General features: G+C 60.8%; 13 protein-coding genes. 7 read left to right on the plus strand and 6 right to left on the minus strand.

Translation table 11 applies throughout. From position 1 onward, the window contains the following. Positions 1 to 9: 9 nt before the first annotated feature. The gene (gene sfsA / locus JF535_RS07630) at positions 10 to 720 is read left to right on the plus strand and encodes a DNA/RNA nuclease SfsA (protein ID WP_207000894.1); all 711 of its coding nucleotides are present in this window, start codon (positions 10 to 12) and stop codon (positions 718 to 720) included. A 6-nt stretch (positions 721 to 726) separates the two neighbouring features. Here the strand turns inward: sfsA and JF535_RS07635 are convergent, their stop codons facing one another. The 4 genes from JF535_RS07635 to JF535_RS07650 form a co-directional block, all read right to left on the minus strand. Further along, positions 727 to 1071: a Rieske (2Fe-2S) protein gene (locus JF535_RS07635; protein WP_078083414.1), complete on the minus strand. Its 345-nt coding sequence runs from the start codon at positions 1069 to 1071 to the stop codon at positions 727 to 729. A gap of 148 nt (positions 1072 to 1219) precedes the next feature. Beyond that, entirely contained in the window at positions 1220 to 2281 is a 1062-nt protein-coding gene (locus JF535_RS07640; RefSeq protein ID WP_207000896.1) for a S1C family serine protease, read from the minus strand. Between the two features lie 70 nt (positions 2282 to 2351). Next, positions 2352 to 3239 carry a protease HtpX gene (gene htpX / locus JF535_RS07645; protein ID WP_207000897.1) on the minus strand — a complete coding sequence of 296 codons (888 nt, stop codon included), beginning with the start codon at positions 3237 to 3239 and terminating at the stop codon, positions 2352 to 2354. Between the two features lie 185 nt (positions 3240 to 3424). Further along, positions 3425 to 3709 (minus strand): TfoX/Sxy family protein, encoded by a 285-nt coding sequence (locus JF535_RS07650; protein WP_066966556.1) that lies wholly within the window; start codon positions 3707 to 3709, stop codon positions 3425 to 3427. A 313-nt stretch (positions 3710 to 4022) separates the two neighbouring features. Between JF535_RS07650 and JF535_RS07655 the strand changes: the two genes are divergently transcribed. The 3 genes from JF535_RS07655 to JF535_RS07665 all read left to right on the plus strand — a co-directional run bounded on the left by JF535_RS07655 (position 4023) and on the right by JF535_RS07665 (position 6334). Continuing rightward, positions 4023 to 4751, plus strand: a complete 729-nt coding sequence (locus JF535_RS07655) for a M15 family metallopeptidase (RefSeq protein WP_207000899.1) — start codon at positions 4023 to 4025, stop codon at positions 4749 to 4751. Between the two features lie 150 nt (positions 4752 to 4901). Further along, positions 4902 to 5660, plus strand: a complete 759-nt coding sequence (cysE, locus tag JF535_RS07660) for a serine O-acetyltransferase (protein WP_207000901.1) — start codon at positions 4902 to 4904, stop codon at positions 5658 to 5660. 83 nt (positions 5661 to 5743) lie between these two features. Then, a complete protein-coding gene (locus JF535_RS07665) occupies positions 5744 to 6334 on the plus strand; it encodes a hypothetical protein (RefSeq protein WP_207000903.1) in 591 nt (196 codons plus the stop codon). Here JF535_RS07665 and JF535_RS07670 read toward each other — a convergent pair. Together JF535_RS07670 and ppa are read right to left on the minus strand one after the other, a co-directional pair. Continuing rightward, complete coding sequence (locus JF535_RS07670) at positions 6323 to 6937, minus strand: DNA-3-methyladenine glycosylase I (protein ID WP_207000905.1); 615 nt, start codon at positions 6935 to 6937, stop codon at positions 6323 to 6325. The two genes, JF535_RS07665 and JF535_RS07670, sit on opposite strands and share 12 nt — an antisense overlap. Positions 6938 to 7180: 243 nt before the next feature. After that, entirely contained in the window at positions 7181 to 7717 is a 537-nt protein-coding gene (gene ppa / locus JF535_RS07675; RefSeq protein ID WP_207000906.1) for an inorganic diphosphatase, read from the minus strand. Between the two features lie 211 nt (positions 7718 to 7928). On the opposite strand from ppa, the gene JF535_RS07680 reads away from it, so the two are divergent. From JF535_RS07680 to JF535_RS07690, 3 genes are all read left to right on the plus strand, one after another. Beyond that, on the plus strand, positions 7929 to 9395 hold the full coding sequence (locus JF535_RS07680; RefSeq protein WP_207000908.1) for a glutamine synthetase family protein: 1467 nt from the start codon (positions 7929 to 7931) through the stop codon (positions 9393 to 9395). Between the two features lie 74 nt (positions 9396 to 9469). Further along, complete coding sequence (locus JF535_RS07685; RefSeq protein ID WP_207000909.1) at positions 9470 to 10867, plus strand: aldehyde dehydrogenase family protein; 1398 nt, start codon at positions 9470 to 9472, stop codon at positions 10865 to 10867. Between the two features lie 8 nt (positions 10868 to 10875). Further along, positions 10876 to 12072 carry an iron-containing alcohol dehydrogenase gene (locus tag JF535_RS07690; RefSeq protein WP_207000911.1) on the plus strand — a complete coding sequence of 399 codons (1197 nt, stop codon included), beginning with the start codon at positions 10876 to 10878 and terminating at the stop codon, positions 12070 to 12072. Positions 12073 to 12147 lie beyond the last annotated feature (75 nt).

The following is a 12147-nucleotide window of genomic DNA, read 5'->3' on the forward strand; positions in this document are numbered from 1 at the left end:
AGGCCTCGTGTGAAACTTGACCCGCCATTGACCAGAGGAAAATTGCTGCACCGCTACAAGCGGTTTCTCGCGGATGTGGAAACCAGCTCTGGTGAAATTATAACCATTCATTGCCCCAACACCGGGTCGATGAAAAATTGCTGGCAGGAAAATACTCCCTGCTGGTATTCCGACTCTGGTAACCCCAAACGCAAGTACCGCCATACGCTGGAAATTACCACCACACCGGAGGGCGCTTTAGCCGGGGTCAATACCGGCCGCGCCAATCACCTGGTGGAGGAGGCGATTCACTCAGGCGTCGTCAAGGAGCTGCAGGGTTACTCGCAATTGCGCCGCGAGGTGAAGTACGGCGAAGAAAACAGCCGCATTGACCTGCTGCTGAGCGGGGAACGTGGCGATTGCTACGTTGAGGTGAAAAACGTGACGCTGGCGGAGGGTGCGCGGGGGTTGTTTCCCGATGCGGTCAGTGCCCGCGGGAGCAAGCACTTGCGCGAGTTGCGCACACTGGCACGGTCGGGCACGCGCGCGGTGCTGTTTTACTGTGTACAGCACTCGGCCATCGAGACCGTAGAGGCCGCCGTAGAGATCGACCCGGCGTATGCGGCGGCACTGGAAGAGGCAGTGGCGGCGGGTGTGGAAGTGATTGCTTACCGCGCCACACTCGGCCCGGGCGAAATCGCGCTCGATACGCCGATTCCGTTTCTGGCACTGGGGCGCTAGGCCCGCTCAGTCCGCCAGCAATACATAGAGCCCTTCCTGGGCGTATTCCACCGGTACCGGTGTCAGCGCATCACCGGCGCAGGGGCCCGCGATGCACTCGCCGGTGGTGATCTCGAACAGGGCGCCATGGGAGGCACACTGGATCAGCGCTTTTTCCGAGTCCAGAAACTGGTCTGGTTGCCACTCCAGGTTGATTCCCCGGTGCGGGCAAATGTTCTTGTAGGCGAACACCTCGCCATCTTTCTTTACCGCAAACACATTGTTCATGCCCGCGCTGTTGTCGCCGAGGGAAAAGCCTTTGGAGTCGCCTTCGTTGAGGTCTTCGTAGCGGCAGAGAAAGTGTTTTTGCATGACGGTTCGCAGTCGTGGTCGGGAAATTTTGAGGGGCGAGTGTACAGAATTTGGCAGGAACTGCGAAAGGTCGGGGCAAAGGTCTTGCCTGCATATGCTACATGCTCAGGCCCGGTGGCGGCATCGCCACCGGGATTTCATAACGCGATCAGGGAGCGGCCAGGGTGAGAGAGGTCTGGTAGGCCTCGCCATCGCGCAGGTAATCCACCCTCACCTTGTCGCCCGGGCGTCGGTTCTCCAGCACGTTCATCAGGTCGTCGTAGTTGCTGATGGGCAGGCCATCGATGCCGATGATCACATCGCCCAGCTGCCAACCGCCGCGGTTGCTGCGGTACACGCCACGCAACCCCGCGCGCTCGGCCGGCAGCCCCGGTGCCGTGCGCAGCACTGCTACGCCGGTGAAGTCATAGCGGCTTGCCCATTGGTCGGGTGCCGACTCGATACCCAGAATGGGGCGTACCAAGCGCCCGTGGGCGATCAATTCGGGAACGATCTTTTTCACCGTGTCTACCGGTATGGCAAAGCCAATACCCACGCTGGCACCACTGGGGCTGTAGATCGCGGTATTGACGCCGATCAGGCGGCCGCTGCTGTCCAGCAGTGGGCCGCCGGAATTGCCGGGATTGATGGCCGCATCCGTCTGGATCACGTTGCGGATGGTGCGGTTGCCGGCGGCCTCGATCTCGCGCCCCAGGGCGCTGACCACACCGGTGGTCAGGGTGGTATCCAGGCCGAATGGATTGCCGATGGCGAGCACTTTGCGCCCCACGGACAGTCCCGCTGACTCGCCGGGAAGCAGTGGCTTGAGCAGGGCTCTGGGCGCCTCGATCTTCAGCACCGCCAAATCTTTTTCCGGTGCAGAACCCACCAGTTCTGCCGGCCATTCGCTGCGATCCTGCAGGGTAATGGTGATCTTGCGCGCTTTTTCGACCACGTGATAGTTGGTCACCACATGGCCGCGGTCGTCCCAGATAAACCCACTGCCGGAACCCTTGGGCACCGTGTGCAGGCGCAGGGTCCAGCGGTCCCGTACCACGGTTTCGTTGGTGACATACACCACCGAGGGGCTGGCGAAGTTGAACACCTGCATGGTGTTGACTTCGTCGTCGGTGGCGAACTGGGGAATGCGGGATTCTGCCTGTACGTTGACGGTCAAGCAGAGGAGTAGGACGGTGAGAGCGAGACGGGACAGAGATGGATTCAATCGCATTGGTCGACAGGTTCCTGCGCCTGGGTTTTGCTTCGGACGGGGCCCCGCAGGGGGCCCCCGTTTTTTGCAATCAGCGTGCGGAATTTTGCAGGGCCAGGATGCGATCCTCAAGGGGCGGGTGGCTGGCGAGCAGGGCGGCCATGCTGTTGCCGTAAATACCAAACGCTTTCATGTTGGCAGGCAGCGGTTGCTCGCGGCCGGCTTCCGATTCGGACTTGATCCGCGCCAGCGCGGCCATCATTGCGTTGGGGCTGGCCAGGTGCGCACCGGCGGCGTCGGCGCGGTACTCGCGGCGGCGACTGAACCAGGCGACGATCATCATTGCAAATACCCCGAAAACCATATCCATGATGATCGACGTGATGTAGTAGCCAATGCCCAGGCCTTGTTCATTGCGCAGCAGTACCCGGTCCACAAAGAAGCCGACGAGACGCGCAAAAAACATCACAAAAGTATTTACCACGCCCTGGATGAGCGCCAGGGTGACCATATCGCCGTTGGCCACGTGGCCGATCTCATGGCCGATCACCGCACGTGCTTCATCACGATTGAAGCGCTGCAGCAGGCCTTCACTCACCGCCACCAGCGCATTGTTGCGGTTCCAGCCGGTAGCAAAGGCGTTGGCCTGGGGCATAGGGAAGATCCCTACATCCGGCATGCCAATGCCCGCTTTCTGAGACAGCTCACGCACGGTTTCTACCAGCCAGCGCTCGTCTGGGGTTTGTGGCTGGGTGATTACGTGGGTGCGCGTGGACCGGCGCGCAATGGTTTTTGACAGAAGTAGTGAAATCAGTGCACCGCCAATACCGAAAATGGCGCACATCAACAGCAGGCCGGGAAGGTTTAAATTGACCCCGTTGGCATCGAGAATGCCCTGAATACCCAGCAGGTTGAAGATGATGCCGACAAGCACCATCACCGCCAGGTTGGTAAGAAGAAACAGCCCTATTCGCAACATCAGACTTCTCCGGAAGATATTGTGGAAACGACAGAAACAGGTTTGTGTGGCGCTTTAGACTGCGCGCACGGAAATAGGATCCAGCGGCATAGGCCACACGCGCTGGCGGTGGCGTTTGAGGCTAGATAGGGGCTGTGCGCGCCGTTTACAAGTCTGTTCCGGCACAATTTCAGGGGAGTATAGTGTCAGGCGCTGTCTTTGCGGGCGATCAGTTGCTCGGCCTCGGTGACCAGAGAGGCTTTGAGATCGGGATCCAGATCATTCCAGTGCACATCCAGCAGTGCACCCTGCAGGGCATAGAGCAGCACGCGGGAAACGTTGATGCCGCGGCGCCGAATGCTGGCGAATGCTTCCACAGGGCCAACCCGATGGAGGTCATCCTGCGTGCGGATGCCGATGGAATGAAGGATATTGACGGAGGCGAGTCCCAGGTTTTTCAGCTTCAACAACTCTGATTGACTAGGGTGCATAAATTCATTCCCTGAACTGTTGATACTTCGCATAGGTTGCGGTGACAACCGATCACCGCGGTACTATGTCGGCTCGTTCCTGAGCCAACTGCAACGGTCGTCCAACATAGCACAAAACAAACAAAGGCCAAACCGCACCGCCGGTGAGAGGCATTTCCACGGCGCGGAGTGCACGTCTTGCGGGAGGTGTCGGGGCCCGGCACACTTGTTCTATTTGGAGGTGCCCGCTGCAAAAGCCTAGCCTGTATTATCGGGTTTTGCAGTACTTCATTATTGTGCTCAGTGGCCACGGCGGGAAACAAGGTCTGCCTTTATGCATCAACTTGTGAAAAATATTTTGTTCGGACTCACCGATGCGCACGTCATCCTCGAGCCGGTTTCCGGGCAGCTGATGCACCCGGAGGCACTCACCGCATTTGATCAGTTGCGGCGGGATGCCCGGGCCGCAGGATTTGATCCGAAAGTCGTTTCGGGATTCCGGGATTTCGAACGTCAGCGTGCCATCTGGAATGCCAAGGCCTGTGGCGTGCGGCCGGTGTTTGACTGTAATGGTGATGTGCTGGATGTGGCACGCATGTCGCCAGAGGAAATAGTATTCGCTATATTGCGCTGGTCGGCGCTGCCCGGTGGATCCCGCCACCATTGGGGTACTGACTTCGATGTGATTGATGCGGGCGCGGTTGCGAGCGATTACCGGGTGCAGCTGACCCCGGAAGAGGTGGTCGATGAAGGCGTCTTTGGGCCCTTCCACTGCTGGCTCGACGAGCGTATTGCCGCCGGTAAAAGTTACGGCCTGTTTCGCCCCTATGCGGAAGATCGCGGCGGCGTAGCGCCGGAGCGCTGGCACTTGAGCTATGCGCCGCGGGCCAGGGAATTTCAGCAGCTGCACAGTGCCGAGGCACTGCAGGCGCAGCTGCAGCAGTGTCAGGCCGACAGCGAACTGGCCCTCGCAGACACGGTTTGCGGCGCTATCGGCGAGATCTACCCGCGCTTTGTGGCGGTGCCGGAAACGGCCTACCCGCTGAATATGGATCGTTTGTGACGGGCGTGAAGGGTGTGATGGGTAGAGAGCACGCGGTGATGGGAAACCACACCGTTACCGCCAACCGCGCAGCCCCGGAAAAGCCACCCGGCAAGAGGAACTTACGTTATTAACGCCAGCGAATTGAACCGCCGGGATATCTGGTGCTCCATGCGTGCGGAAGCGGCGGCCGCCGCGGCCGGGGAGCCGGTACTGGCCAGCTATTTTCACAACACCGTGCTGCGCCACCGCAGCCTGGACCGGGCGCTGGCCTATCAGCTGGCCTCGGTGCTGGATCACGCCGCGCTCACGGCCACGGCGTTGCAGGAGGTCATCGCCGCGGCACTGGCGGACGACCCCGAGATCTCCCGCTGTATGCAGGCCGACATCTGCGCCTGGTACGACCGCGACCCTGCCTGCGATCAATACCTTACGCCATTCCTTTACTTCAAGGGGTTCCATGCGCTGCAGTCCCACCGTATTGCCCACTGGCTGTGGAAAAAGGGGCGCCATACGCTGGCGCTGTATTTCCAGAGCCGGGTCTCCGAGCAGTTTGCGGTGGATGTCCACCCCGCTGCCCGCTTTGGCTGCGGCATCATGATCGACCACGCTACCGGTCTGGTGGTGGGGGAGACCAGCGTGGTCGAAGACGACGTGTCCATCCTGCATTCGGTCACCCTCGGGGGCAGCGGCAGCGGTGGCGGTGATCGCCACCCGAAAATCGGCCGCGGTGTGATGATCGGCGCCGGCGCCAAGATCCTGGGCCCGGTGACGATCGGTGAGGGCGTGAAAATAGCGGCGGGCAGCCTGGTGCTGCGGGATGTGGCCGCGCGCTTGACCGTGGCCGGGGTGCCGGCGCGGGTGGTGGGCGGCAAATGTGAAGGCGCGCCGGCCTACACCATGGACCAGACACTGGATTCTGACGACTGAATTGGTTATCAATAGCGACCACCACTGCGGACAAACCCGAAGAATAACGAGCCGGGATAGCGGCGACACGATCGAGGTGCCCCATGAGCGAACTTACCTATAGCGTGATTTTCCGCGGCGACCTGCAGCCGGGGTATACCGCTGCGGACGTCAAGGCGAACTTTGCCCGCTTGTTCAAGACGGGCCCGGACACGGTGGAAAAACTGTTCAGCGGCCGCCCGCTGGCGATCAAGAAAGGCCTGCCCCGAGCGCAGGCGGAGCAGCTGCAGGCGACCCTGGCCAAATTGGGTGCCGTATCCGCTGTGAAGGCCGAAGAGAAGGTGCAACAGGAGACGGCCACCGATGGCGCGACTGCCCCCGCCAAGGCGGCACCGACGAGCGCGTCAGTCAATCCTGTCGCGGCAGAAGAATCAGTTGCGCAGGCGCCGCAAAACCAGTCGTCGGAAGCTGGTTTGACCCTGGCGCCGATGGAGGGTTACCTGCTGAAGGAGCACGAGCGCAGCAAGGTGGAGCCGGTGCAGGTGCCCGTGAGCCATCTCAGCCTGAAGCCTGCCACGGGCAACCTGGTGGAGCCGAGTGAGCAGCCGTCCCCGCCGCCGGTTCAGGTCCAGGTCCCCAACTGGCAGCTGGGGAGCCATGTTACCGGCAAGGCTTCGTTCAAGTTACCGGAATGACGGGCGCCTGAACTTCTTTCTGGCCCTGTCGACGGCCTTGCGCGTCACACAGTCTTCCACGTGGTCATTGATCAGCCCCATGGCCTGCATAAATGCATAGGCGGTGGTGGGCCCCACGAACTTCCAGCCGCGTTTTTTCAGGTCTTTGGATAGGGCCCTGGAAACGTCGGAGGTGGAAACGCTTTGCGGTGCAGTGCTCGCGCTTTCTTCCGGCTCGAAGCGCCAGAAATAGGCCGCCAGCGACCCTTCTTCCCTGACCATCTCCCGTGCGCGCTGGGCGTTGTTGATCACCGCCTCGATTTTTCCCCGGTGCCGGACAATCCCTGCATCCTGTAGTAATCGCTCCACATCCTTGTCGGAAAATTTTGCCACCTTGTTGAAGTCGAACTGCTGGAAGGCCGCGCGAAAGTTTTCCCGCTTGGCCAGAATGGTTCGCCAGCTCAGACCGGACTGGAATCCTTCCAGGCAGATTTTTTCAAACAGCCGTTGGTCGTCGTCCACCGGAAAGCCCCATTCGTTGTCGTGATAGGGAAAGAAATCGTCGGTGGCCGCGCACCAGCCGCAGCGGGGTTTGCCATCGGGCCCTTGGACGGTGTTTGGCATACAGGCTGCTCCGTGATTTCAGAAACGAGAGTGGGTAGTGACAGTATTTAACGGGCACAAAAAAGCCGGCGCAAGGCCGGCTTCTTGTGAGTGAGAAAATTACCCACCTGTTAAACAGTGCGGGCAACAAGCACTCGATTGCCATCCATGGCGAGGCTCACGTGTGTTCGATCTGGCCCCGGCCCCGCCTTCCTTGGCGGGTCGCTAAACCACGCGCAAAGCAATGCTTTGCAAACGCGCGGTTTAGCCTTCTTCTTTCAGGTAGCGCTCGCGGGAGGCCATGACTTCGGCGCGCGCGGCTTCAGCGTCGGCCCAGCCGTCTACTTTCACCCACTTGCCCGCTTCCAGCGCTTTGTAGTTTTCGAAGTAGTGCTCGATCTGCTTGATCAGCAGCTCCGGCAGGTCGCCGATTTCGTTCACGTGATCGTACAGCTTGGTCAGCTTGGTGTGCGGTACCGCCAGCAGTTTGGCGTCTACGCCGGATTCGTCGGTCATGTTCAGCACGCCGATTACACGGGAGCGGATCACGGAGCCAACCATCACCGGGTAAGGGGCTACAACCAGCACGTCCAGGGGGTCACCGTCTTCAGACAGGGTCTGGGGTACGTAGCCGTAGTTGGCCGGGTAGAACATGGGGGTGGCTACGAAACGGTCTACGAATACCGCGTCTGCGTCCTTGTCGACTTCGTACTTGATCGGATCGTGGTTGGCGGGGATCTCGATGATTACGTTGATATCGTTGGGCAGGTCTTTACCTGCGGAAACCTTGTCGAAGCTCATTGCTGGTCCTGACTAATGTGTGATCGGAAAATTTGGAGGCCGGATTATATACCCTGAGCGGTCGCTAACATAGGTGTCAGTGTGACCGTACAAATATTGTTCAAAGCCCCGTGCTGCGGGGCTTGGGCTATCCTGTAGGCAAGATTCTGCCCATCGCATTCCTGCTAACTTAGCCGGCGCTGGTGGTGCGGTAACAATAACGGAGCATCTCATGGACGAGTCCACAGAATTGCCGTCATCCTCGTCGGCACCCCTCAATACCACTGTATCTTCCCCGTCACCGGCGGCCACCGGCACACCTCGGGTACTGAACCCGCGCCAGGTGCGCACGGTGGCGGAGGCCCGGCAGATCGTCGAGGCGCGTGGCCTCACCCATGTGAAGGTGGGCCTGTTTGATAACGACGGGGTGATGCGTGGCAAGTACATGAGCCGGGAGAAGTTCTTCTCCGCCCTCGACAAGGGCTTTGCCTTCTGCGATGTGGTGCTGGGCTGGGATATTCAGGACCAGCTCTACGACAACGCCCGCTACACCGGCTGGCACACCGGCTACCCGGATGCTCCGGTGCGGATTCTGCCGCACACCTGCCGCGAGGTACCGTTTGAAGACGGCATGTTGCTGTTTCTGGCGGAGTTCGAGGGCGCGGCGGAGGCGGTGTGCCCGCGGGCACTGTTGCGGCGGGTGATCGAGCGCTGTGACAAGTTGGGCTTTGTCCCCTTTGGTGCGCTGGAGTACGAGTTCTTCGTGTTCGATGAGACCCCGGACAGTGCCCGCGCCAAGGGCTACCGCGACCTGAAGCCCTTTACGCCCGGCTGGTTTGGCTATTCGATGATCCGCAACTCGGTGCATGCAGACCTGTACCACGAGATTCTCGCGCTGGCCGAGCAGATGGATTTCCCGATCGAGGGGCTGCATACGGAGACCGGCCCCGGCGTGCTGGAGGCGGCTATTGCCGTGGATACGGCGGAGGCTGCAGGCGACAAGGCGGCGCTGTTCAAGACCTTCATCAAGGTACTGGCAGAGCGACGCGGGTTGATGGCGACCTTTATGGCCAAGTGGTCCAACGACTACCCCGGCCAGAGCGGGCACATTCATCTCTCCCTGCGCAATAAAAACGACAATACCTCCGCATTCTTCGCCGAAGGCGAGCCCCACAGCATGAGTGATACGCAGCGGCATTTTCTCGCCGGGCAACAGCGCCTGATGCCGGAGTTGCTGTGCATGGTTGCGCCCACCATCAATAGCTATCGCCGCATGATCCCCGGCTTCTGGGCGCCCACCGATGCCACCTGGGGCGTGGAAAACCGCACCGCCGCGCTGCGGGTGATTCCCGGCAGTGATAAATCCCAGCGCCAGGAATATCGTCTCGGCGCCGCCGACGCCAATCCCTACCTCGCGCTGGCGGTTGCGCTCGGCTCCGGGCTGTATGGCATCGAGCAGGGCTGGGAACCGGGTGAAGCGGTGGCAGGCAATGCCTACGCCGTCGACCACCCGGCAGAGCTGTCACTGCCGCGCACCCTGTGGGAGGCAGCGCAGCGTCTGCGGCAGTCGCCGGCTGCCCGGGAGCTGTTTGGCGATGACTTTGTCGAGCACTTTGCCGCCAGTCGCGAGTGGGAGGAGCGCGAGTACCGCAAGCATGTCGGCGAGTGGGAGCTGCAGCGCTATTTCGAGATTATTTAACGGGGTGGATAAACCCCACAGGTTTTGCACGCCCACAAGGCGTTGCGTGATTCAGGCAGGAAGCCATTGTTCCCATGCAAAAACTCCAGTGTATCTCGCCGGTCGATAACAGCATTTATGTCGAGCGACCGCTGGCCACAGACTATGAAATCCAGAACGCACTGAACCGTGCCCAGGGTGCGCAACTGGGCTGGCGGCAGGTGCCGGTCGCCGAGCGCGCGGCACTGGTGCGTGCGGCGGTGGATAACCTGCGTGCCCTTAAGGCGCCGTTAGCGGAAGAGATTTGCTGGCAGATGGGCCGTCCGATTGCCTTCGCCGGTGGTGAAATCGACGGTCTCGCCGAGCGCGCCCTGTACATGGCTGAGCTGGCGGAGTCCGCAGAGAGTCCACTGCGCGACATCCAGCTGCCGGAGAAGAAAGGGTTCCACCGGTTTATTCGCCGCGAGCCACTGGGAATCTGCTTTGTTATTGCGCCCTGGAATTATCCCTATCTCACCGCGATCAATGCGGTAGTGCCCGCCCTGCTGGCGGGGAACAGTGTCATTCTCAAACACTCCGCACAAACGCCGTTGTGCGCGGAGCGGCTGGTGAATGCCTTTGCTGAAGCCGGTCTGCCACAAGGGGTGTTTCAATACCTGCACCTGGATCATCGGGACGCGGAGCAGATGATCATCAATGGGGGCGTTCAGCACGTTGCCTTCACCGGGTCGGTCGCCGGTGGGGCGGCGGTGGAGGCGGCGGCCGCGGGGCGCTTTTTGTCCGTGGGCCTCGAACTGGGCGGCAAAGATCCAGCGTACGTGCGCGCGGATGCGGATCTCGACAGCGCGGTGGCGTCGGTGGTGGACGGCGCCTACTTCAATTCAGGGCAGTCCTGCTGTGGTATTGAGCGGCTGTATGTCCACCACACCCTGTTTGATGAATTTGTTGAGCGTGCGGCGTCGCTGATCCGCGGTTATCGGCTCGGACGCCCGGACGATCAGAAAACCACCCAGGGCCCCATGGTGCGCGCCAGTGCGGCGGACTTTGTGCGCGACCAGATCGACGAGGCAGTGGCGCAGGGCGCGCGGGCATGGATTGACGATGGCGCGTTCGAATTCGATCAGCGGGGCAGTGCCTACATGGCTCCGCAGTTGCTCACCAACGTCGATCACAGTATGCGCATCATGAGCGAGGAATCCTTCGGCCCCGTGCTGGGGGTGATGCCGGTGGCCGATGATGCGGAAGCGCTGGCGCTGATGAACGACAGCGAATACGGCCTGACCGCAGCCATCTATTCCGCAGACGAAAAGGCTGCACTGGCCCTGGGGGACGAATTGCAGACCGGCACGGTGTTTTTAAACCGCTGCGATTATCTCGACCCGGCCCTGGCCTGGACCGGGGTAAAAAATTCCGGCCGTGGCTGTACCTTGTCTGGTATTGGTTTTGAGTATCTTACCCGCCCAAAGTCTTTCCATTTCAAACTTGCACGGTGATCTTTGCGATGTCCGGTTCTTCGATGGTTACCAACTGGAACTACCCCACCGCCATGCGTGTCGGCCCCGGGCGCATTAGTGAGTTGCCGCATTTGTGCCGGGAGATGGGCATGGCCACGCCGATGCTGGTGACCGACCCGGGCCTGGCGGCGCTGCCAATGCTTCAGGGTATTGTGGAAAACTGTCTGGTGGCCGGGTTACCGTTGACGGTTTTCAGTGGAATCAAGGGGAATCCCACCGGCACCAATGTGAGCGATGGGGTCGCTACCTTCAAGGCGCATGGCTGTGATGGCGTTATCGCGCTGGGGGGTGGTTCCGCACTGGATGCAGGAAAAGCTATTGCGTTGATGGTGGGGCAGACACAACCCATCTGGGCATTTGAGGATGTGGGGGACAATTACCTCAAGGTAAATACCCAGGGGATGGTGCCGGTGATTGCCGTACCTACCACCGCTGGAACCGGCTCGGAAGTAGGGCGTTCCTCGGTGATTACCGATGAGCAGGCCAGGCTGAAGAAAATCATTTTCCACCCGCGCATGTTGCCGGCCATCGTACTGCTCGACCCGGAGCTCACCCTCGGGTTGCCGGCCCCGATCACCGCTGCCACTGGTATGGATGCGCTGTCGCACAATCTTGAAGCTTTCTGCGCAAACAATTTCCACCCCATGGCGGAGGGGATCGCACTGGAGGCCATGCGCCTGATCCACGTGTATCTGCCGCGGGCTGTGGCCGACGGCAACGACCTCGAGGCCCGCATGCAAATGCTGGTGGCCTCCAGCATGGGTGCCACCGCGTTTCAGCGCGGGCTCGGTGCGATGCATGCGCTGGCCCACCCGCTCGGTGCGCTGTTCGATAAACATCATGGGCTGCTCAACGCCATCCTGATGCCCTATGTGCTGGCCGCCAATCGCGTAGCCATCGAAGAACCCATGAGCCGGCTGTCCCGTTACCTGGCGCTGCCCAGCGCCGGTTACCAGGGCGTGCTGGACTGGGTTCTGTTCCTGCGGCGTGACCTGGGAATTCCCCACAGCCTGGGGGAAATCGGCATCGACGTGGCGCAGTCCGGCAGAGTGGGCACCATGGCTGCGCAGGACCCCTCTGCGCTTGGGAATCCTGTCGCGTTTGACGCCGGGAGCTATCAACGGCTTTTCGAAACTGCCTGTGTCGGTGACCTTGACGGCGCTGGGCATATTTCACCGATTTAATCCCATAAAACCGATTGGCCTCCCGCCGATGGATCGCCCTGCTGCTGGCTAAAATCGCGATGCCGGTTGAGACAA

Source organism: Microbulbifer salipaludis, from assembly GCF_017303155.1.
In the GTDB taxonomy this organism is placed as follows: domain Bacteria; phylum Pseudomonadota; class Gammaproteobacteria; order Pseudomonadales; family Cellvibrionaceae; genus Microbulbifer; species Microbulbifer salipaludis.

What these genes read in the sequence shown, in the direction of transcription:
- JF535_RS07680 (WP_207000908.1), top strand. Translation starts at nt 7,929, where the DNA reads ATGGACGAGTCCACAGAATTGCCGTCATCCTCGTCGGCACCCCTCAAT.
- JF535_RS07665 (WP_207000903.1), top strand. Translation starts at nt 5,744, where the DNA reads ATGAGCGAACTTACCTATAGCGTGATTTTCCGCGGCGACCTGCAGCCG.
- ppa (WP_207000906.1), bottom strand. Translation starts at nt 7,717, where the DNA reads ATGAGCTTCGACAAGGTTTCCGCAGGTAAAGACCTGCCCAACGATATC.
- JF535_RS07650 (WP_066966556.1), bottom strand. Translation starts at nt 3,709, where the DNA reads ATGCACCCTAGTCAATCAGAGTTGTTGAAGCTGAAAAACCTGGGACTC.
- JF535_RS07685 (WP_207000909.1), top strand. Translation starts at nt 9,470, where the DNA reads ATGCAAAAACTCCAGTGTATCTCGCCGGTCGATAACAGCATTTATGTC.
- JF535_RS07690 (WP_207000911.1), top strand. Translation starts at nt 10,876, where the DNA reads ATGTCCGGTTCTTCGATGGTTACCAACTGGAACTACCCCACCGCCATG.
- cysE (WP_207000901.1), top strand. Translation starts at nt 4,902, where the DNA reads ATGCGTGCGGAAGCGGCGGCCGCCGCGGCCGGGGAGCCGGTACTGGCC.
- JF535_RS07655 (WP_207000899.1), top strand. Translation starts at nt 4,023, where the DNA reads ATGCATCAACTTGTGAAAAATATTTTGTTCGGACTCACCGATGCGCAC.
- JF535_RS07635 (WP_078083414.1), bottom strand. Translation starts at nt 1,071, where the DNA reads ATGCAAAAACACTTTCTCTGCCGCTACGAAGACCTCAACGAAGGCGAC.
- htpX (WP_207000897.1), bottom strand. Translation starts at nt 3,239, where the DNA reads ATGTTGCGAATAGGGCTGTTTCTTCTTACCAACCTGGCGGTGATGGTG.
- JF535_RS07640 (WP_207000896.1), bottom strand. Translation starts at nt 2,281, where the DNA reads ATGCGATTGAATCCATCTCTGTCCCGTCTCGCTCTCACCGTCCTACTC.
- JF535_RS07670 (WP_207000905.1), bottom strand. Translation starts at nt 6,937, where the DNA reads ATGCCAAACACCGTCCAAGGGCCCGATGGCAAACCCCGCTGCGGCTGG.